The organism is Clostridium tetanomorphum (assembly GCF_017873215.1).
Classification (GTDB): Bacteria; Bacillota; Clostridia; order Clostridiales; family Clostridiaceae; genus Clostridium_AO; species Clostridium_AO tetanomorphum.
Genome location: NZ_JAGGKA010000011.1, coordinates 110,794 through 132,755 on the forward strand (window position 1 = coordinate 110,794; position 21,962 = coordinate 132,755).

General features: G+C 28.4%; 17 protein-coding genes and 1 pseudogene. 16 read left to right on the forward strand and 2 right to left on the reverse strand.

Features of this window, described 5'->3' with window-relative positions:
- The first annotated feature begins 64 nt into the window (after window positions 1–64).
- The 15 genes and pseudogenes from J2Z24_RS21780 to J2Z24_RS12095 all read left to right on the forward strand — a co-directional run bounded on the left by J2Z24_RS21780 (window position 65) and on the right by J2Z24_RS12095 (window position 19,512).
- A complete protein-coding gene (locus J2Z24_RS21780; RefSeq protein ID WP_035146889.1) occupies window positions 65–2,023 on the forward strand; it encodes a magnesium chelatase subunit D family protein in 1,959 nt (652 codons plus the stop codon).
- Window positions 2,024–2,059: 36 nt separating this feature from the next.
- Entirely contained in the window at window positions 2,060–3,034 is a 975-nt protein-coding gene (locus tag J2Z24_RS12030) for a TIM barrel protein (protein WP_035146886.1), read from the forward strand.
- Between the two features lie 256 nt (window positions 3,035–3,290).
- Window positions 3,291–5,573 (forward strand): methyl-accepting chemotaxis protein, encoded by a 2,283-nt coding sequence (locus J2Z24_RS12035; RefSeq protein WP_035146883.1) that lies wholly within the window; start codon window positions 3,291–3,293, stop codon window positions 5,571–5,573.
- A 17-nt stretch (window positions 5,574–5,590) separates the two neighbouring features.
- Window positions 5,591–6,031 carry a chemotaxis protein CheW gene (locus J2Z24_RS12040; protein ID WP_035146881.1) on the forward strand — a complete coding sequence of 147 codons (441 nt, stop codon included), beginning with the start codon at window positions 5,591–5,593 and terminating at the stop codon, window positions 6,029–6,031.
- Between the two features lie 44 nt (window positions 6,032–6,075).
- A complete protein-coding gene (locus J2Z24_RS12045) occupies window positions 6,076–8,139 on the forward strand; it encodes a chemotaxis protein CheA (protein ID WP_035146878.1) in 2,064 nt (687 codons plus the stop codon).
- Between the two features lie 106 nt (window positions 8,140–8,245).
- Window positions 8,246–8,617: a response regulator gene (locus J2Z24_RS12050; RefSeq protein ID WP_278320941.1), complete on the forward strand. Its 372-nt coding sequence runs from the start codon at window positions 8,246–8,248 to the stop codon at window positions 8,615–8,617.
- Between the two features lie 285 nt (window positions 8,618–8,902).
- Window positions 8,903–9,097 carry a DUF362 domain-containing protein gene (locus J2Z24_RS12055; protein ID WP_035146874.1) on the forward strand — a complete coding sequence of 65 codons (195 nt, stop codon included), beginning with the start codon at window positions 8,903–8,905 and terminating at the stop codon, window positions 9,095–9,097.
- A gap of 93 nt (window positions 9,098–9,190) precedes the next feature.
- Window positions 9,191–9,772 carry a 4Fe-4S binding protein gene (locus J2Z24_RS12060; RefSeq protein WP_035148940.1) on the forward strand — a complete coding sequence of 194 codons (582 nt, stop codon included), beginning with the start codon at window positions 9,191–9,193 and terminating at the stop codon, window positions 9,770–9,772.
- A gap of 66 nt (window positions 9,773–9,838) precedes the next feature.
- Entirely contained in the window at window positions 9,839–10,210 is a 372-nt protein-coding gene (locus J2Z24_RS12065; protein WP_035148938.1) for an arsenate reductase family protein, read from the forward strand.
- A gap of 200 nt (window positions 10,211–10,410) precedes the next feature.
- Complete coding sequence (locus J2Z24_RS12070) at window positions 10,411–11,850, forward strand: APC family permease (protein ID WP_035148936.1); 1,440 nt, start codon at window positions 10,411–10,413, stop codon at window positions 11,848–11,850.
- A 134-nt stretch (window positions 11,851–11,984) separates the two neighbouring features.
- Window positions 11,985–13,223 carry a metal-dependent hydrolase family protein gene (locus J2Z24_RS12075; RefSeq protein WP_035148934.1) on the forward strand — a complete coding sequence of 413 codons (1,239 nt, stop codon included), beginning with the start codon at window positions 11,985–11,987 and terminating at the stop codon, window positions 13,221–13,223.
- Between the two features lie 516 nt (window positions 13,224–13,739).
- Window positions 13,740–15,645 (forward strand): annotated as a pseudogene (locus tag J2Z24_RS12080) (endonuclease MutS2).
- Window positions 15,646–15,821: 176 nt separating this feature from the next.
- Complete coding sequence (locus J2Z24_RS12085; protein ID WP_035148932.1) at window positions 15,822–17,483, forward strand: ribonuclease J; 1,662 nt, start codon at window positions 15,822–15,824, stop codon at window positions 17,481–17,483.
- A gap of 98 nt (window positions 17,484–17,581) precedes the next feature.
- The gene (locus J2Z24_RS12090) at window positions 17,582–18,217 is read left to right on the forward strand and encodes a LysE family translocator (RefSeq protein WP_035148930.1); all 636 of its coding nucleotides are present in this window, start codon (window positions 17,582–17,584) and stop codon (window positions 18,215–18,217) included.
- 53 nt (window positions 18,218–18,270) lie between these two features.
- Window positions 18,271–19,512 carry a zinc ribbon domain-containing protein gene (locus J2Z24_RS12095; RefSeq protein ID WP_035148928.1) on the forward strand — a complete coding sequence of 414 codons (1,242 nt, stop codon included), beginning with the start codon at window positions 18,271–18,273 and terminating at the stop codon, window positions 19,510–19,512.
- 89 nt (window positions 19,513–19,601) lie between these two features.
- Here J2Z24_RS12095 and J2Z24_RS12100 read toward each other — a convergent pair whose 3' ends face one another.
- Complete coding sequence (locus J2Z24_RS12100) at window positions 19,602–20,681, reverse strand: GGDEF domain-containing protein (RefSeq protein ID WP_051593319.1); 1,080 nt, start codon at window positions 20,679–20,681, stop codon at window positions 19,602–19,604.
- A gap of 106 nt (window positions 20,682–20,787) precedes the next feature.
- Between J2Z24_RS12100 and J2Z24_RS12105 the strand changes: the two genes are divergently transcribed.
- Window positions 20,788–21,009, forward strand: a complete 222-nt coding sequence (locus tag J2Z24_RS12105) for a FeoA family protein (RefSeq protein WP_035148925.1) — start codon at window positions 20,788–20,790, stop codon at window positions 21,007–21,009.
- On the opposite strand, the gene J2Z24_RS12110 is transcribed toward J2Z24_RS12105, so the two are convergent.
- Entirely contained in the window at window positions 21,004–21,639 is a 636-nt protein-coding gene (locus J2Z24_RS12110) for an HD-GYP domain-containing protein (protein ID WP_035148923.1), read from the reverse strand. The two genes, J2Z24_RS12105 and J2Z24_RS12110, sit on opposite strands and share 6 nt — an antisense overlap.
- Window positions 21,640–21,962 lie beyond the last annotated feature (323 nt).

The following is a 21,962-nucleotide window of genomic DNA, read 5'->3' on the forward strand; positions in this document are numbered from 1 at the left end:
ATTCTTTATTATTTCTTATTTATTTTTCGAAAAATATTACAGAAAAGAAAGGAGTGATTCTTGGGTGATTAGAAAAAATTGTATATATCCTTTTGCGGCAGTTATCGGACAGGAAAAAGTTAAAAAAGCTCTTATGCTAAATGTAATCAATCCATCTATAGGAGGAGTTTTGATAAGTGGAGAAAAAGGTACAGCAAAATCCACTCTGGTAAGAGGGCTAGCTCAGTTAATGAAAGATATGCAGGTTATTGATTTGCCTTTAAATGTAACAGAAGATAGATTAATTGGAACAATCGATATTGAAAAGGCAATTACTAAGGGTGAGAGAAGCTTTGAACCAGGAATATTAAAAAAAGCTCATGGAAACATTTTATATGTGGATGAAGTTAATCTTTTAAGTGAACATATTGTTAATTGTCTTCTTGAAGTATCTGCTTCTGGAGTAAATCATATTGAAAGAGAAGGTATATCTTTTCAGCATGAGTCACGTTTTGTTTTAGTTGGAACAATGAATCCAGAGGAAGGAAATTTAAGATCACAGTTTTTAGATAGGTTTGGATTATATTTAGGTGTTAAGGGAAGTTCAGATATAGTAGAAAGAAAAGAAATAATAAAAAGAAGATTAAAATATGAGGAAAATCCAGTAGAGTACATAAATGCATGGAAAAACGAATCAGATAATATTTCAAATAAAATACTAAGGGCTAAGGATTGTATAACCAAGGTTGAAGTTTCAGAAAGCGTAATGAAGCTTGCAGCGCAAATTTCTAAAGAGGCAAATTGCTGTGGACATAGGGCAGAACTTGTAATAGTGGAAACTGCTAAGGCAATAGCAGCTTTTGAAAACAGAAAGAATATTACAATCAGTGATATTAAGGAAGCAGCTGAGTTGGCACTTCCTCATAGAATGAGAGAACTTCCGCCTCAAATGGATGATCCTCAGCAAAATGAAGATGAAGAGCAAGATGAAAATGAAGATGAATCAGAAGAAAATAACATGGAAGATAATATGGAGGATAATCCTGAACCAAACAATAATCCAATGAAAAATGATGATGAGTCTAGTGAACAAACTGATGATAAACCCAATGATGGAAAAGAAGATGATAGTGAAGAAGAAAATTTAGATAATAATTTAGATGACAAAAAAGAAGATGAAAATGATAAAAATGATGTAAATAATGATGTTATAGATGACATAGGGAGAATATTTACAACAAAATCTTTAAACATTCAGCCTATGGACAGAAAAAAACGTAAAGGCAACGGAAAAAGAAGCAGAACTAAAACAGATTTAATACAAGGAAGATATATAAGATATTCATTCCCTAGAGAAAAAGCAAGAGATATAGCTTTTGATGCTACTCTTAGAGCAGCTGCTCCATACCAGAAATTAAGAGAAAAAAATGGACTTGCAGTTGCTATAGATAAAAGTGACTTTAGGGAAAAGGTGAGAGAAAAGAGAACAGGAAGCACTATATTATTTATTGTGGATGCTAGTGGTTCTATGGGGGCTAAAAAGAGAATGACCGCAGTTAAAGGAGCAGTAGTTTCACTTCTTACAGATGCGTACCAAAAAAGAGACAAGGTAGGTATGATAGCTTTTAGAAAAAAAGAAGCAGAAGTTTTATTAGGAATTACTCGAAGTGTAGATTTGGCACAAAAGAGTCTTAAAACACTGCCAACAGGAGGAAAAACTCCACTAGCAGCTGGACTTTCTAAGGGATACGAAATTTTAAAAGGGGCTAAAAAGAAAGAGCCAGATATGGTGTCGGTTATAGTACTTGTATCAGATGGAAGGGCTAATTCATCACTAAATGGAGGAGATGCTTTTCAAGAGGCTATAAATATGGGGAAAATAATTGCAGAAGAAGGCATACAAACAATAGTTATAGATACAGAGCAGGATTTTATAAAGCTTGGCCTTGCTAAAGAAATCGCTCAGACTATGAATGCACAATACTATAAGATAGAAGAACTTGAAGCAGGAGAAATTGCAGGAGCTGTAAGAGGCTGTGTTTAAAACACCACTGTAGGTGATTTAAGGAGATGGAGTTAATTGTTAAAGCTTATTAATTTATCTACATATGATCATGATACTCAAATGTTTAACCATGACCATAGTAAAATAATGAATTTTCTACAAAAGAACGGTATGGATGGAATTGAACTTTTAAACCCAATAATGTGGGAAGAGAGTATTATTCCTAAAAAGTCAGTAAAGGGAGTGCATTTAAAATACTACCCTGCATGGCTTGATTTTTGGAATGGTGATAGAGAAGCTCTTTTAACACAATTTGAAACCATGGATGATGTAGAAATGTATTATGGAGGAATTCACAAGGAATCTATAATACAATCCTACAAAAAAGAAATACAAGCTGCTGATAAAATTGGTGCTGAATATGTAATTTTTCATGTGTCACATGTGCAGTTAGAACATGTATTTAATTATAAATTTACCTATTCTGATTGTGAAATTATAGATGCTGCAGCGGAACTAATAAATGACATATTTAAAGATTTAAATACTAATGTAAAACTTTTATTTGAAAATTTATGGTGGCCAGGTCTTACTATGATTCATAAAGATATGGCATTTAGAATGTTAGAGAAAGTTAATTATTGGAATAAAGGATTTATGCTTGATACTGGGCATTTGATGAATACAAATTATTATATTGAAAATGAAACACAGGCTGTGGAATATGTGTTAAATACTATTAATAATCTTGGAGAGCTAAAAAGTTTTATAAAGGGCATACATCTTAATTGTTCTTTATCAGGCAAATATGTAATTGAACAAATAAATAAGAACAATAATATAGAAAGTATGTTGAACTCGGAGAAAATGTATGGAAATGCATTCAGTCATGTAATAAATATAGACCAGCATAAACCTTTTACTGATAAGTCTGTATCTAAAATAATTGAATTTATTAAACCTGAATATATTGTATATGAATTTATTACAAGTTCACTTGTAGAGCTTGAACAATTCATTAAGATTCAGGATGAAGCTTTAGCTAAATGATTAATAATTCTTGAGTAAATACCTTAATATTTAAACCGTATTTTTAAAAATAAATCAAATAATGGAAAAATATTAGATGAAAATATTGTTATTTACAAAAAAGATAGAATTTTAATATTATTTTTATAAATATAAAAAAAATATTTAAACTTGCAGGAATTTTAAAATTTATATGGAATAATAATAAATCATACATTTTTTTCTATAAATTTTACATTATATTACAAATTACACCAAAAAGTATGGGGGGACATTTATGAAAAACATCATTAAACTAAATCTTATGGAAAAATTAATAAGTTATTTTCTTGTATTAATTATTATTCCGGTAATAGTTTTAGGATTTTTTTCCTATAACAGTGCAAAAAGATCTTTAGAAGCAGAAGCTAAAGGTAAAATAAGAATCATACTAGATTCAGCGGCGAAAGAACTAGACATGAAAACATCACAAATTAAAGAGCAAGTAAATTTGATTGGTAATTTATCGCAAATTTCAGATTATGTAGTTGGAGTAAAAAATAATAAATTAGATGCTAATATGGCTAATAATACTAAGAAAATTTTAATAGATTATCAAAAAGCACAATCTAATATAAGTGAAGATATTTTTATTGCAGATACAAATGGAAATATTATATTAGATTCTAGTAATAGTAAGGGAATGAATATAGCAGACAGAGATTATTTTAAACAAAGTATTTCAGGAAATGCTAATTTTAGTGATGTTGTTATATCTAAATTATCAAAAAAACCAGAAATAAATTATAGTTATCCTATAAAAGATGAAAAGGGTGCTGTTATAGGAATTATTGGTGCAGGTATAAAATTTGATGCTATAACTAATATCTTAGCTGGAGTCAAATCAGGAGAATCAGGATATGCCTTTATGATAAGCAAAGATGGATTAGTATTATATCATCCACAAGCAGATAAGATATTAAAAGAAAATATGATAGATACTTCTAAAGATAATAAAGAATTAAATAATATAATAAAATCAATGATAGAAAAAAATGAAAGTGATGGAGTTTATACATATGCTGAAATGAAAAAATATGTAGCATATAAACCTGTAGGTAATTGGTCAGTGGCTATAAATATCCCTGTAAATGAATATATGGTAGGTGCTGTAAGTATTAAAAATAGAACTGTACTTATTGCAATAATTGCAATAATAATTGGGGCAGTAGTTGCAATTGTAGTTTCTAAAAAAATAACAACACCAATTAAAAATCTTATGCAATTAATGGCAAAAGCAAAAGATGGTGATTTAACTGTTAGAAGTGAAATTAAGTTAGAAGATGAAATTGGGCAATTATCTAATAGTTTTAATTCAATGCTAGAAGCACAGCAAAATGCTATAACTCAGGTGTTAAATACTGCCAAAGATGTGGAATCGTCTTCAAGAATAGTAGGAGATTCAGCATCAGAAATGGCAGCAGCAGCGGAAAACCAAAGTTCTTCTTCAGAAGAGTTAACTGCTACTATGAATGAAATGAGCAGTTCTATTGTTGAAGTTTCAGAAAGCATTACTAGTATTTCTCAAAATGTAAGCAATATTTCTTATTCTATTGGAGAAATGAGTAAAGCTTCAGTTGAAATGTCTAAGAAAGTAGAAGAAACAGCAGCTACTGTGGGAGAGGTTACGAAATCCTTACAGGATATGGATGTTTCTATAGAACTTGTAGCCAATAATTCTAACAGTGCAAATAAAGAGGCACTAAAAACTGAAGGATTAGCTAAAGAAGGAAGAATTACTATAGATAATACAATCAAAGAAATGGATAATGTTATTTCTGTAGTTAGTAATTTAACGGAAGTAATAAAGGGCTTAGGAACAGCAGCGGTACAAATTGGAGACATTATTGAAGTTATTGATGATATTGCAGAGCAGACAAACCTTTTATCATTAAATGCATCCATTGAAGCAGCAAGAGCGGGGGAGCATGGAAAAGGGTTTGCAGTGGTGGCAGGAGCTATAGGAAGTTTAGCTGAGAAATCTGGAGAGGCCACAAAGGATATAACAAAGTTGGTAAAACATATTCAAGAAGAAGTACAATACACTATTACTACTACTGAAAACGGTGCAAATCAGGTAAAAAATGGAGTTGATTTAGTAAAGGATACAGGAAACTCTTTAGATGAGATATTTGAAGCAATTAAAAAAACTGCTGATTCAATAAATGAAATTGCTAAAATAACATTAGAACAATCAAAATTTAGTAAATCTATAATGAATTCTATTGAAAAAGTAAATGAAGTATCTATGCAATCTTCAGCATTGGTAGAAGAACAGTCTGCCTCTGTAGGTGAAATGGTTGTAGAAATTGAGAGAATTAATAATTTAACACAGCAAGTAGCCAGCGCCGCAGAAGAACAATCTGCAAGTAGTGAAGAAGTTTTAGCTACATCAGAAAATGTAAGCAATTCAGCTAGTGAGGTTGCTACAGGGGCAGAGGAGTTAGCAACTACGGCAGAAAGCATGGCAAGTAAAGCAAATATGCTAATTGATACCGTATCTATCTTTAAGATTAAATAGATATGGAGGAATGAAGAATGAATGACAATCAATATGTGGTCTTTACTCTTAAGGATGAGGAATATGCTATAGACATAATGAAAATACACGAAATTGACAGACTAAAGGAGATTAGAATTACACCTATTCCTAGAGTGCCAAATTATATAGAAGGCATAATAAATCTAAGAGGGGAAGTTGTGCCTATAATAAATTTAAGAAAAAAATTAGGATTAGAAGAAAAAAGTATAGATAAACAGTCTAGAATAATTATTATAAAGGTGCAGAACATGGTTATAGGAATTTTAGTAGATAGTGTAACTCATGTTATATGCTTTGAGGAACAAGAATTATTTAATCCACCAGAAGAAGTTAAAAATAATTGTGAATATGTAATAAAGGTTGGAAATAAAGATAATAGATTAATATTTATTTTAGATATCCATAATATATTAAGCACAAATGTAACTATATTTTAATGTTCAGCATTGTTTTTAACAACTAGGGAGGTAATTAAAATAGTATGAATAATTTTAATGTTGATGATATTTATATGAATATGTTTTTAGAAGAAACAAAAGAGCAAATAGAAAAAATGGAGGAAGATCTTATCTCTCTTGAAAACTCTGAAGATACTGATGAAATTATCAATAGAATTTTTAGAATGGCACATTCTATAAAAGGCTCAGCTGCAACTATTGGCTTTGAGGAAATGTCTAATTTAGCACATAATGTAGAGAGTTTATTAGATAAAATAAGAGAAAAAAGTGTATTTATAAATGACGACATAATGGATGTATTATTAGAAAGTGTTGATATGCTTAAAAGCATACATGCTGCTATAACTAAAGGGGAAACATGCCATATAAATGTACAATCCTTAATGGATGATATAGAAAAATTTACAGCAGAAGATATACTAGAAGAGATTAAGTGTATACCAAAATCAATAGTCAATAAAGATATAATAAAGGAATGTAAAGAATTTTGTGAGGAAGAATTATTTTTAACAGAAGAAGAGAATGCATTATGTAGTAAAGTAGACACTAAATTAGATGTATATAAAATAAAGATAGCAATGAATAAAGGTACTAAAATGAAATCTGTAAAAGGATTTTTAATACAAAATAATTTAAATGGAATTAGTGAAATAATAAAAATTCAGCCTGAGGATTTTGAAAAGGTATGTGAGGAAACTTATGATGGTATATTAGATGCAATTATTGCTACGACAAAGAATTATGATGATATTTATAAAAACATTAAATCTATTTCTGAAATAGATAAAGTTTATATTAAAAAGGTTAAGGATAAGCCATGTTGTAATAATTCATCTAGCAATACAAAAAGTGTTATAGAAAAAAGTGTTTGTAAAAAAGAAGAAGCCTCGACTATAAGAATAGATGTAAATAAGGTGGACAAGTTATTAAATTTAGTTGGAGAATTTATTATTGATAAAGAAGCATTAAGTCAAATATCACAAGAATTAAAAGCAAAATATAAAAATGATCCTTTGACTGCTAAATTATCTAATGTGCTTTCTCATATAAATTATATAAGTGAAGATCTACAAGAAACAGTTATGTCTACTAGAATGCTACCCTTAGAGAATATATTTAATAGATTTCCGAGAATGGTTAGGGATTTAGCTAAAAAGTGTAATAAAAAGATAAATTTTATAATTGAAGGGCAACAAACAGAAATTGATAGAGGTATTATTGAAGAACTTATTGATCCAATAACTCACATAATAAGAAATGCTGTTGACCATGGAATTGAAGAAGTTGATGAGAGAAAAAATAAGGGAAAAAATGAAGTGGCAACATTGAAATTAAGTGCAAAACATTTAGAAAACAATGTTGTAATTGAAATTGCTGAAGATGGAAGAGGAATAGATGTAGAAAAAATAAAAGGAAAAGTGTTGCAAAAAAAATTAGCTACAGAAGAGGAATTAAAGTCTTTAAAAAATAAAGATATAATAAGCTTTATATTTGAAGCAGGATTTTCTACTGCTGACAAGGTAAGTGATATTTCAGGAAGAGGGGTAGGACTTGATGTTGTAAAGTCCAATATAGGAAAATTGAATGGAATAATTGATATTGAAACGGAGCTGGGAGAAGGAACAAAATTTATTATAAAGCTGCCATTAACATTAGCTATAGTACAAGCTTTACTTATTAAAGAAGATGAATATACATTTGCAATACCAATTACATCTATTATAGAAACTATTAGATTAAAAGATGGAGAAGTTGAAGAAAAAATTCACATGGTAAATGGAATAGAAGTTTATAAATGGAGAGAACAAATAATTCCTATTATTAGAATTGGAAAGTTTTTTGATTTATATAAAAGTGTACAGGATAATAAAATGTTTCTTGTTATAGTAGGATATTCTGAGAAAAGAGTTGGCTTTATAGTGGATAAATTGTTAGGAGAAAGAGAAATTGTAATAAAGTCTATAGGAGAATTTACTGGAGAAAACAAATTAATGGGACCATTAAAAGGTATTTCAGGAGTAAGCATATTAGGAGATGGAAGTTTTGCTCAGGTAATTGATGTTCCTTCAATAATCAAGGGAATTTAAATACAAAAAACTAAACAATATCAGTACCTATGGTTTACTTAAGAAGTGAAAGCATTGTCAATGGAAGAGGATAAATAAAAAATATAGTTATTTGAAAGGAGAATATATTATGGGTGTTTTAATAGTAGATGATTCAGATTTCATGAGGTTATCAATAAAAAAAATTCTTGATGAGAATAATATAAGAGTTGCAGGAGAAGCTAAAGATGGTGTTGAAGCTGTCATAAAATATAAACAGTTAAAACCTTCCTTGGTAACAATGGATTTAACTATGCCTGAAATGGAAGGAGAAAATGCTATATCAGAGATACTAAAGTATGATCCTAATGCAAAGATTATTGTGTGCTCAGCTATGGGACAAGAAACAAGAGTTATGCGTGCAATTAAAGCTGGGGCAAAAACTTTTATAGTTAAGCCATTGGATCCACAAAGATTATTAGATGAAATAGAAAGAATTGGAAAAGAACAACTTGCTTAAGAATATTGAAACTTAATAAGTATAATATTTAATACTTATAGAAAGCTAAAATGAAGGTCTGTCTAAAATTAATTTTGAGACAGACCTTTTAAATTTTTATAAAATACCTATAAGGGGTATATTGACAAAAGTTTAGAATTATATTAATATACCTATATGGGGTATATTAAGAGAGGTTAAAATAATTTATTTAAAACTTTATTTTAGTATAAAAAATGTAAATTGATGAAATTTGGAAGTATAAATATATTTTATTTATAAAAAAGTATATTGAGGAGGATGATTATGGTAAAAAAGCTAAGCAAAAAAGCATTTATAGAAGAAAAATATTGTGTAGCCTGTGGAGCATGTGCAAAAGTTTGTCCACTAGGAATAATAGAAATAGTTTCAGGATTATATGCAAAAATAAATTTAGATAAATGTGTGGGATGTGGCAAATGTGAAAGAGAATGTCCAGCTTCAGTTATTGAAATTAAGTAAGTTTTGAATTTTTTTATGAATTGTTTTCATAAATTTACATGAAAATATTATGACAGATAATTATCCAATAAAAAATAGAGGGAGGAAAATTATATGACAAAAAATAATAAAAAGGTAAGAGATTATTTATGGATTGCATCTTTAATATATTTATTTTTAGGATTATTTAATATAGTTTTTGCATGGTTAGGTATGATATGTTTTTTAGTACCACTGTTTATATCTATATTTGGAGGCGGAAAGGCTTATTGCAATAATTATTGTGGTAGAGGGCAGCTTTTAGATATTATGGGTAAGAAGTTAAAATTGTCTAGAAATAAAAGAATTCCTAATTTTTTAAGAACTAAAGCTTTTAGATACGGTTTTTTAATGTTTTTTCTAGTAATGTTCTCAATAATGATTTTCAATACCTATCTTGTATTTGCAGGAAATAAAGAATTAGGAGAGGTTATAACACTACTTTGGATTTGGAAATTACCATGGAATTGGGTTAATACTAGCTTTGTACCTTCATGGATAGCACAATTTGCCTTTGGATTCTATAGTTTAATGCTAACTTCAAATATATTAGGAGTTATAACTATGATTTTATATAAACCAAGATCTTGGTGTGTATATTGTCCTATGGGAACTATGACTCAGGGAATCTGCAGTTTGAAAAATAGTATTGAATAAGTTTATGGAAAATATTATAATTAATAATAAGTATTAATTAATAATAGATAAAGGTGTGTGAAGTTTATGAAGTATTTATTTTTACAATATCCTAAATGTACAACTTGTAAAAGAGCTAAAAAATGGTTGGAAGACAATAAAATATCCTTTGAAGACAGACACATTGTAGAAGACAATCCAACAGAAGAAGAGATGAAACAGTGGATTAAAAGAAGCGGATTTAAGATAAATAAATTTTTTAATACAAGTGGTGTTCTTTATAGACAAATGAATTTAAAAGATAAGATAAAAACTGCAAGTGAACAGGAGTTAATAAACATATTATCAAGTAATGGCATGTTAGTTAAGCGTCCTTTAGTTATAGGAGAAGATTTTGTTTTAGTGGGATTTAAAGAAGAGGAATGGGAGAAAAAATTATTAAATGTTGATATTAAATAAAGAACTATTAAAGAGTATTAATGAGATAGTATGAGAAGAAAGAATTTAAACTAAAAAAATTATGAACGTCATGGAAAAATATGGTTGAATAAAATTATTAAAGGAGTAAAATAGAATTGACAAAGAAATAGAAGAAGCTGTTCTCTATTTCTTTGTCAATTTTTCTCATGATCCATTTAATAGGAAGGGGGTATATAAGAATGTCTACTGGTACACCAACTAAAGATACAGGAATGAAAAAAACTTTATCTTTATGGAATTTTTTTACCATAGGATTTGGAGCTATTATAGGAACTGGGTGGGTTTTATTAGTTGGAGATTGGATGATTATAGGCGGAGGCCCCACAGCCGCAATAATTGCATTCATTATAGGATCCTTATTTTTGCTTCCCATAGGTGCAGTTTTTGGAGAACTCACAGCTGCTATACCTGTGTCAGGAGGAATAGTTGAATACGTTTCAAGAACCTTTGGAAACAAACTTTCATACTTTACTGGCTGGTTTTTAGCTTTAGGAAATGGAATTTTATGTCCCTGGGAGGCAATTGCTATTTCATCTTTAGTTGGAGAATTTATACCTGCACTTAAAATTATTCCACTATATGAAATAATGGGAGCTACGGTATATCTTCCACCACTAATTGTATCACTTATTTTTGCAGGCTATGTTATTAGATTGAATTTTAAAGGAGCTTCTGCTGCTGCAAAGCTTCAAGGATTTTTAACTAAGCTATTACTGGCAGGTATGGTAATTGCCATGGGGATTTCTTTATTTAGAGGAGGTCCTAAAAACCTGCATCCAATATATAGAGCAGCAAATTCAGGAGCTAGAGGCTCATCAAGTATATGGATGGGTATTCTTCCAGTGTTAGTTATGACTCCTTTTTTTTATGCAGGATTTGATACTATACCGCAACAAGCAGAGGAAGCTGCAGAAGGGCTTGATTGGAATAAGTTTGGTAAAGTTATAAGTATGGCATTAATGGCCGCTGGTATATTTTATATGATATGTATATATTCATTTGGAACAATAGTGCCTTGGGAAGAATTTGTAACCTATAATATACCAGCTTTAACTATTTTATCAGTAATAGGACTTAAGATTTTTTCAAAAGTAATGATGTTTATTGCTATTATGGGACCACTAGGACCTATGAATTCTTTCTTTGGAGCTACTACTAGAATTTTACTTGCTATGGGACGAAAAGGTCAATTACCTGAAAAGTTTAGTGAGCTGGATAAAAAGAATGGAACTCCTAAAGCAGCTAATACTTTAATGGCTATACTTACTATAATGGGGCCATTTTTAGGAAATAAGATGTTAGTACCACTTACTAATGTTAGTTCTCTTGCATTTATTTTTGCATGTTTTATGGTTAGTGCAGCTTGTTTGAGAATGAGAAGAACAGAGCCTAATATAAATAGACCTTATAAAGTACCAGGGGGAAAAATTGGAATATCCTTAGCTTGTATTACAGCACTTATTATTATAGGATTGTTGGTTATTCCAGGTAGTCCTGCTTCTTTAAACTCTGTTGAATGGAGTGTGGTAATGATATGGTTTTTAATAGGACTTACACTTATGTTTGTTAGAAATAGAAATGTTAAAAAAGCAATAAGCAAAAATGGTGTTTCTAACTAATAAATAACGAAGAATAGATAATAAATAATAAATATTAATCTTAAATTTTTGTAATGAAAATGGAGAAAAATTATCTATAACTTTCAATTATCTATTTTTAATTGTTAATTAAATTTATGTTAGGGGGAGATATTGTGAGTAAAATTGCATTTATGGGTGGTCTATTAATAGACGGAAAAGGTGGAGAACCAGTACAAAACTCTTTATTACTTATTAATGAAAAGAAAATTGAATATGCTGGGGTAATGAAAGAAGTTGAAGAAGATTACAAAAAAATAGATGTTACAGGAAAAACTATTATACCTGGGTTAATTGATTCACACCTTCATTTTAGTGGAAATAGAACTGATAGTGATACAGATTGGGTACTTGAACCAGTCATACAGAAAACAATTGTTGCTGTAGCCCAAGCTCGTGAAGCCCTTGAACATGGACTTACCTCTGTAGGTGAAATTTCACGTTCAGGTATATATATTCGTAACATGATTGAAGAAGGAATAATTCCAGGACCACGCGTGGTTACCACAGGACTTGGTTTCTGTAGAACAGCGGGACATGGGGATTCTCATAAGTTACCTTTAGAATATAACAATGCTTCTCATCCTTGGGCTGAAAGAGTAGATGGCCCTTGGGATCTTCGAAAAGCAGTAAGAAGAAGACTTCGTGAAAATCCAGATGCTATTAAGATTTGGTCTACAGGTGGAGGTATATGGAGGCTTGATGCTAAAGCAGATTTACATTATTGCATGGAAGAAATTCAGGCAGTAGTGGATGAATGTAACATGGTAGGACTACCTGTATGGTCTCATGCTGAAGGCTACGAAGGAGCACTTAATTCATGTAAAGCTGGGGTATCTGCAATTATTCATGGACAAGAATTAAATGAAGAATGTTTGGAAATAATGAAAGAAAAAGATATTACTTTCTGTCCAACTCTCCAGTTCTTCTATGAATGGTTTACAGTGTATGAACCACCATATAGAGCAATTCATGATCAATTTCCAGGAAAAACAACTGCAGAAAAAGAGCTGAATCGTATAATTAGCAACTTACAAAACGCAAATAAAAAGGGAATTAGAATTACAGTTGGCTCTGATTCATTTTGCAGTAGCTTGACTCCATATGGCAAATATGCCATTACTGAGATGTATACACTTAACAAAGCTGGTCTTACAGAAATGGAAACAATTTTGGCTGCTACTAAAAATGGGGCTGAAATGCTTAGAATAGATGATGTTACTGGAACTTTAGAAAAGGGTAAATTTGCTGACCTTATTGTTTTATCAAAAAATCCACTAGAAGATATTCACAATATAGCTACAGAAAAAATGGAAGTTATTATGAAAGAAGGTACTTTTGTTAAGAGAAAATAATTAATTTAAAAAATAAACTTTATAGTTGACAACATATAGATATATGTAATATAATGCTAAAAGATAAGTTTTATTAAATTAAAAAAAAGGAGTGCTTTATGAGCGGGGTATTTTCAAAATAGGTTAAATTTTATACTTAAATAAATCTTTCAAAAGGGGTAAATACATACCTTTATTTGTTGTAGATTTATTTGAAGATCTATGAAGATACAAAGCCACAAAGTACTTGTATATATTATATAGGAGATAGTTTATGCTATCTTTTATAAAAGTGCGTATTTTAAGCTGTGGAGGTATTCGCAGCTTTTTTTGCTTTATGGAGAATTATAGAATTGCTTTTAAATAAGGAAATTTTAAAATAAGGGAAGTTAGAATTTAATTAAATGCTTTTTTAAAAAGAAATCTATTAATTCAGAAATTATATTCTGTCAACTAAAAAGATGTATTGCACTTTTTTATTGTACTAGGTGAATTTGATCTTCATAGAACAAAAATTCTATGTAGGGAGAGAAAGAAATGAATATAAACGCTTTTGATAAATTACAGTACAATGATTTAAAAGAAATGGTAAAATATTACTGTGTAAGTGGATTAGGAAAGAAATTAATAGACAAACTAAAACCAAGTGAAAATTTAAATGTTGTGGAAAAAAGGCTTAGTGAAACTAGTGAAGGAAAAGCTTTATTACGACTTTCTAGTTACATTCCATTAGAAGGAATATTCAATGTAGATCATATTATAGAAAATGTTGAAAAAGGAATAATACTAGAGCCAGAAGATTTAACTATTATGTGTAACTTTTTAAGAGGATGCAGAAAAGTTAAAGAATTTATGAATGGAAAAGAATTTTATGCTCCTACATTAAGTGCATATGCAAACTCAATTACAGAATTTAAATTTATAGAAGAAGAAATTGAGTTCTCTATAAGAGGAAGTTTAGTAGATTCAAATGCCAGTAAAGAATTAAAAAAGATAAGAAGACTTATAGAAAATACAGAAAGTAAAATAAAAGAAAAACTAAATAAGTTTTTAAAAAGCAGTAGCAATAAAAACTATATCCAAGAGTTTTTTATAAGTAAAAGAAATGATAGATGGACTATACCTATAAAAGCAGCATACAAAAATCTGGTTTCAGGCACAATTGTAGAAGTTTCATCTAAAGGCTCTACAGTATTTATTGAACCAAGTACTATATCTAGATATACTACGGAGTTAATAGAATTAAAATCTGAAGAAGCGATGGAAGAATATAAAATATTATCCTATTTAACAGGCTTTATATTTGATAATCTAAGAGAAATCAAAATCAATATAGAAGTAATAGGAGAATATGATATGATTTTTGCTAAGGCAAAATATAGTGAGGCAATAGACGGAATAAAACCTAAAATTAATGATTATGGATATATAAATATCATTAAAGGAAAGCATCCTTTATTAAAGGGACAGGTAGTACCTTTAGATTTTAATATAGGAAAAGATTATAGAACTTTAATAATAACAGGGCCTAATGCAGGAGGAAAAACTGTTGTGCTAAAAACTGTAGGTATTTTAACTTTGGCAGTACAATCAGGATTCCATATTTTAGCCCAAGAAGGAACTGAAATGTCAATATTTAAGAATATATTTGTTGATATTGGTGATAATCAAAGTATAGAAAATTCTTTAAGTACCTTCTCATCGCATATAAAAAATTTAGCGGATATAATTAAAAGCAGCAATAAATCCACTTTAATACTATGTGATGAAATAGGAAGTGGAACAGAACCTAATGAAGGAGCAGGTCTTGCTATAGCTTATACTAGAGGAATTTTATCATAAGGGATGTATAACTGTAGCTACTACTCATTATGGAGAAATAAAGAATTTTTCTGAAACGCATAAAGACTTTCAAAATGCAGCAATGCAGTTTAAAAGTGAAACCTTAGAACCATTATACAAGTTAATTATAGGAAAATCAGGAGAAAGTAATGCTCTTTGGATATCTAAGAAAATGGGTATAAAGGATTCTATTTTAGAAAAAGCTAAGATTTATATAGAAAGTAAAGATTATAATTTTAACTTAGTAAAGGAAAGTAAGATTAAAAGAGAGAAAGTTGGGGAACAATATACAAGCGATGAAAACTATTACCAATTTAAAGTAGGCGATAAAGTCTTTCTTATGGATTATAAAGAATCTGGAATTGTTTATAAAGAAAAAGACAGATTCAACAATATAATAGTGTTATATAAAAAAGATTTTATAGAAGTCAATGAAAAAAGAGTTAAGTTAGAATTTAAAGCTGAAGATTTGTATCCTGAAGGCTATGACTTAAATAGCTTATTTGTAAGTTATAGTGAGAGAAAATTAGAAAGGGATATTAAAAGAGGATCTAAAAAAGCTTTGAAAAAAATTCAAAAGGAAATGAAGAATAACAAATAGAATTATTAAAAGTATGTCAAAGCCATGAAAAACATGTATGGCTTTGACATAAAAATTAGTTTTCTAACAATTTAGAAAATTTTTATAGATTAATATTACAGCATTAGTGTATAATTTAAGTAGTTAGTATAAATTTAGGAGTAAATTAATAGGAGAGCTAAGGAGGTAAATCAGTGATGACTAATAATAGTGTGAAAGTTATTCCTTTAGGTGGGCTTGGGGAAATTGGTAAAAATATAACTGCAATTGAGTATAAAGATGAGATTATTGTAATAGATTGTGGTGTATCCTTTCCAGATGAGGAGATGTATGGCGTAGACTTAGTTATTCCTGATATAACTTACTTATTAGATAATAAAGATAAAGTGAAAGGTTTCTTTCTAACTCACGGACATGAAGATCATATAGGGTCATTACCATATATTTTAAAGCAATTAAATCTACCAATCTATGGAACAAAGTTAACACTGGGAATAGTACAAAATAAATTAAAAGAACATGATATACTTTCAAAATGTGAACTTAATGGAATAAAAGCTGGAGATGTGATAAAAGTAGGAGATTTAGAAGTAGAATTTATAAGAGTTACTCATAGTATAGCTGATTCTTGTGCCATAGCTATTCATACACCTATTGGTGTAATATTACATACTGGTGATTTTAAAATAGATTATACTCCTATTGATGGATCAATTATAGATTTTCAGCGTATTTCAGAGTTAGGAAAGCAGGGAGTAATGCTACTTATGGCAGATAGTACTAATGTACAACGTCCAGGGCATACAATTTCTGAAAAGGCTATTGGAGATACCTTAACTAGAATTTTTTCTAATGCAGAAGGAAGGGTTATTGTAGCTACTTTTGCTTCAAACATTCATAGAATGCAGCAGATAGTTAATGCTTCTGTTAAATATGGAAGAAAAGTAGCCTTTAGTGGAAGAAGCATGGAAAACATATCTCAAGTGGCTATAGAATTAGGATATCTTAATATACCAGAGGGAGAACTTATAAGTGTAGATGATATAAATAATTATTCCAATGATAAAATAACCATAATAACTACAGGAAGCCAGGGAGAACCTATGGCAGCTTTGGCTAGAATAGCTTTTGCTAATCATAGAAAAATTAGCATAGAGCCTAAGGATTTATTTATTATCTCAGCATCACCAATACCTGGAAATGAAAAATTAATATCTAAAGTTATTAATCAGTTATTTAAAAAAGGTGCAAGTGTAATTTATGAAGATTTAGAAGAAGTGCACGTATCAGGGCATGCTTATGAAGAGGAATTAAAGTTAATTCATACATTAGTTCATCCTAAATTTTTTATGCCTGTACATGGTGAATATAGGCATTTAAAGCATCATGGAAAATTAGCTAGAAAATTAGGTATGGAAGAATCAAATATTTTTATTCTGGAAACAGGTCAGATATTAGAATTATGGGGAAAAGAAGCTAAAATTTCTGGAAGAGTTCATACAGGAGCAGTATTTGTAGACGGACTTGGAGTAGGTGATGTTGGAAATATAGTACTTAGAGATAGGAAACATTTAGCACAGGATGGAATAATTACTATAGTTGTTACTATAGAAAAAGAATCTTATAAAGCTATAGCAGGTCCAGATATAATTACTAGAGGATTTGTATACGCAAAGGAATCAGAAGAATTAATTAATGAATCAAAAGAAATTGTTAAAAGAGAGCTTGAGAATTGTTTAGACAATAGAATTATTGAGTGGTATGTTTTAAAATCAAGTATAAAAAAATCTCTTGAAAAATATCTATATGAACAAACTAAAAGAAGACCTATTGTGTTACCCATTATTATGGAAATTTAATTGCAAAAAGGAGTGTATAATTGAAATATGCTCCTTTTTTTATTTTCAATTATAATTGATATATAGTATAATATTATAACTTAGAAAGGAGAGATTTTATGTTTGGTATTATAAATTATAGTGTGTTTATAATTTCAGGTATTGTATTGAATTTAACACCAGGAGCAGATACCATATATATATTAGGAAATAGTATTTCAAATGGCAAGAAAGTAGGTATAATGTCAGCTTTAGGAATTTCTACTGGATGTATTGTTCATACTATAATGGCAGCTTTGGGACTATCTGTTATATTAGCTAAATCAGCTATGGCTTTTAATATTATTAAGTATTTAGGGGCTGCTTATCTAATTTATTTAGGAATTCGTTTTTTAATATCAAAATCTTCACTTGTTGTACAAAAGGATAGCAATTCAAGTAGCCTTATAAAAATATATTTTCAAGGAGTTATTACAAATGTTTTAAATCCTAAGGTAGCTTTATTTTTCTTAGCTTTTTTACCTCAGTTTATTCATCCTAATAATAGCTATGGAGTAATTCCTTTTTTAATTCTTGGTTTTACATTTATTACAACTGCAACTTTATGGAGTATAGTATTAGTAATATTTTCATCATATATAGCAGGTAGGTTAAGTGAAAAAATGGGACTAGCTACTAGCTTAAATAAAATAACAGGAGCTGTGTTTATTGCATTGGGATTGAATTTATTACGAGCAAAATTAGGTGAAATGTAATATGACTTTATTATTAAAAGGATAATTTTTACTTATAGAAAAGGTGAGTTCTATTGAAAAAATATTTTTATAAATTACAAAATATATATACTAAACATGGTAGTAAGAAAAATATTCTAATATTTATGGTATTAAGTTTATTTCTTATGGCTATTATAGGTTATGGGTATGGAATGATACAATCCAGTAAAGAAAGAGTCATAAGTGGATTTGAGAAAGCTATGCTATCAAATAGTAAAAAGGATATATTAAAATATTGCAAATTAGATAGTGATGAGATTAAGCTAGATTCAAATAATGTAGAAGCTTTTATGAAATATATTAAGGAAAATCCTCATATTATAAAAAATAAAATAGATGTACTTAGATATAAAACAAAGGAAGAAAGTAAAGATGAAATGATTAGGTTGGAAAGCAAGAAAGCATTTATAGGATATAGATATAAAGTTTTAATATCTCCAATCTATATAAGTATAAACACTAGACTTAAAAATACTGAAGTATTCTTAAATAATAAATTATATTATAAAGCAGAAAAAGATAACCAAGTAGAGAAGTTAGGACCATTAGTGCCTGGCACTTATAATATAGAAGGAGTTATTAATACTTATGAGGGTAAAGTTAAAGAAAGTAAAAAAGTAACTCTTTTAGATAAAGAAAATACAATTAATATTAATCCAAAAGTAGGAAAAATTTCTGTAAACAGTGATTCCATAGATGCAAAGGTATTTATAAATGGAAAAGACACAGAAAAGACAGTAAAAGAGTTTAAAAATATAGGGCCTGTTCCTATGGATGGATCTTTAAAACTTTATATAGAAGAGCAATATCCTTGGGGAAAAGCCAAAAGTGAAGAGGTAGAAATTAAAGATATAGGGGATATAAAATTAAAAGTTAATGCCATAAATGATGAACTTAGAAAAAATTTAAGTTCTCTATTAAATGATTTTTATTATAATGCGTATCGATCCATGGAAGAACAAGATAAGTCCATGATGAAAAATTGTACTGATAAAGTTAAGGATGAATTTTATAAGATTTATAATGAAAATAAAAGATTTTTTAAGAGTAAATATATTTTTAGTGAGTTAAAATTAGATGAAAATGCAATAGAAATAAAAAAAGAACACTTAATTTATAAAGCAATTGTTCAGGTATCAGTAACTTATACTAAGGAGAACAATTTCTATGGATTTAATTTAGGTTCAGAGGAAGAAAATTATAAATTTATAAATGAATTAATTTTTGAAAATAATGAAATGAATTGGAAAGTCTTTAAAATAAAAGTTGTTTAAATTTTAAATAGTAATATTAATAGGAGATATATTTAAAAATGATTTAAAGGAGATGATTTTAAATTATCTCCTAAAATTTTAAGAATTTTTTAAAAAGTATTCCATTTAACACAATTTTTACCTGAAGCTTTTGCCTTATATAGAAGTTTATCTACACGTTCTATAAATTTGCGTTGATCGCAATTCGAAATATTCCCAAGCTCTAGACTAGATATACCACAACTTATAGTTATTCTTATATGGAAATCTTCTATTTTAAAAATATAGTTTTCTATAGCACTTCTTATATTTTCACAGAGTTCTATACCTTTTTTTAATTCTGTATTAGGAAGAAGAACTGCAAACTCCTCGCCACCGTATCTAGCTGCCATATCTTTATTTCTAAGGTTATCTAATATAATTTTTGATACTTCTTTTAGTATAAAATCACCAGTTAGATGGCCGTAATTATCATTTATTTTTTTAAAATCATCAATATCAAACATAGCCATACATAGCTTAGAGTCCTTATTAAGATTTTTTAAAATATCTGAAAAATTGCTGTAAAAACTTCTATGAGTGTACATATTTGTAAGATAATCTTTAGAGGCTAATTTTTCTAATGCTTTATTTTTTCTATGTAATTCTTCTAACATGAAATTAACTTGTCTTATAAGTTTATATATAAAACTTATAAGAATATGAGAAATTAAAGCTAATATATATATAAATGCTATATTTATTACATTTTCAATACTGAATATATTAATAAATAACTTTTTACATATAAATATTCCCCCTATAGTTACTATACTAGGGAATATAAGGGGATTCAGCTTACTAAATCTTATATTTTGAAATAATATATATACATACAATATAGGCATTAAAGTGTAAAGATATTGAGAATTTAAATATATGAAAACCAATAAAAAAGTAGCATCTAATACAGCTATAAAAAAATTCGGTTTTAGATTTTTATTGTTATTCATATTTTTAATAAAAAATACAAATTGAATTCCTATATAGATTAAATAAAAGCCAATTAAATATTTATTTATAAAAGAATTTTCTTTTTTTTCTAGAATTAATAGTTTTTCAACAATGATCATAAAAACTATAAATACGGCTTTAAGCATTAAATAAAATTCTTCTAAATTATTTATAGTAGCTTTGTTTACATCTAACAAAATAAAGACCTCCTATTAATTACAGATAATAAATTTACAAAAAAATATATATATGCTAAAATTATTATTAATAAATTATAGTTATTTTTAGAAAGGAGTTTTTGTTATGCCTCTCTCTTTTGTAAATATAGGTGATGAAGTTATAGTAAAGTATTTAAATTGTGATAACAAAACAAAGGGAAGGTTAGAATCTATGGGAATTACTTCAGGTACAAGCATTTTAATAATATCAAATAATATGGATGGAGGTTTTATTGTAAATGTTAGAGGTTCAAGGTTAATACTTGGACGTTCTATAACCTCAAAAATAATTGTAGATGTATTATAAATATAATATATTTTTTTTATAGGAATTTTCTAAAAAACTTATCCAATTTATGTTACTTTCAATAAAACAATCCACGATTAAAGGGTCATACATAATGCCTTTATTTATAAGTATTTCATGTTTGCATTTTTCAAAACTTAATGGATTTCTATAAGGTCTTTTTGACATCATGGCATCTATAGAATCACATACTGCTATTATACGGGAGCCCAATGGTATTTGTTTTTCTTTAATTTTATGGGGATATCCATTTCCGTCCCATCTTTCATGGTGATGAAGCACAATTTGGCTTATGGGTTTTAATTTATTAGATTTACTTAAAATATCAAAACCTATTTGTGGATGCATTTTTATATGCTCCCATTCATGAGGAAATAACTTTCCTTTTTTATTAAGTATATTATCAGGTATTCCTATTTTACCAATGTCATGCAGATGAGCAGCAATATGTATAAATTTTAGTTCTAATCCCTTTATTCCCAAAGCTTTAGCTAAGGCAAAGCTCATATCAGCGACTCTTTCCGAATGTCCTCTAGTGTAGAAATCTTTTGCCTCTAATGCAGTTACCAAGCTTTCTATAATATCATGGTAGAGTTCTTCTTCTTTTAGACAAAAAATATGTTTAATCATTTATAAAATATCTCCTTACAGTATTAATAGTATTGATTATCATTATCAATTATAATATAGTACTCTCATTCTGTAAATATATTTTACCATAAATTTCAAGTTATATTAATAAAATTAGGTTAGTTTGGTTAAAAGTATGAAATTGAATATAAAATTTTAGTTGAGAAAATTTTATATTAATGAATATAAAATTGTAGAAAAATGTATTGAATGTTTGGTATATATGGATATATAATAAATATTGTTACCAAATGAAGGATATTATTAAGTAAATAATTTACTTTAAGAAAGGAATGATTATTATTATAAAAAGTATGAAAACG

Bases quoted from the DNA above. Each gene is read 5' to 3' on its own strand.
- J2Z24_RS12035 (WP_035146883.1), top strand. From the start codon at position 3,291: ATGAAAAACATCATTAAACTAAATCTTATGGAAAAATTAATAAGTTAT.
- J2Z24_RS12040 (WP_035146881.1), top strand. From the start codon at position 5,591: ATGAATGACAATCAATATGTGGTCTTTACTCTTAAGGATGAGGAATAT.
- J2Z24_RS12045 (WP_035146878.1), top strand. From the start codon at position 6,076: ATGAATAATTTTAATGTTGATGATATTTATATGAATATGTTTTTAGAA.
- J2Z24_RS12055 (WP_035146874.1), top strand. From the start codon at position 8,903: ATGGTAAAAAAGCTAAGCAAAAAAGCATTTATAGAAGAAAAATATTGT.
- J2Z24_RS12060 (WP_035148940.1), top strand. From the start codon at position 9,191: ATGACAAAAAATAATAAAAAGGTAAGAGATTATTTATGGATTGCATCT.
- J2Z24_RS12065 (WP_035148938.1), top strand. From the start codon at position 9,839: ATGAAGTATTTATTTTTACAATATCCTAAATGTACAACTTGTAAAAGA.
- J2Z24_RS12070 (WP_035148936.1), top strand. From the start codon at position 10,411: ATGTCTACTGGTACACCAACTAAAGATACAGGAATGAAAAAAACTTTA.
- J2Z24_RS12085 (WP_035148932.1), top strand. From the start codon at position 15,822: ATGACTAATAATAGTGTGAAAGTTATTCCTTTAGGTGGGCTTGGGGAA.
- J2Z24_RS12090 (WP_035148930.1), top strand. From the start codon at position 17,582: ATGTTTGGTATTATAAATTATAGTGTGTTTATAATTTCAGGTATTGTA.
- J2Z24_RS12105 (WP_035148925.1), top strand. From the start codon at position 20,788: ATGCCTCTCTCTTTTGTAAATATAGGTGATGAAGTTATAGTAAAGTAT.
- J2Z24_RS12110 (WP_035148923.1), bottom strand. From the start codon at position 21,639: ATGATTAAACATATTTTTTGTCTAAAAGAAGAAGAACTCTACCATGAT.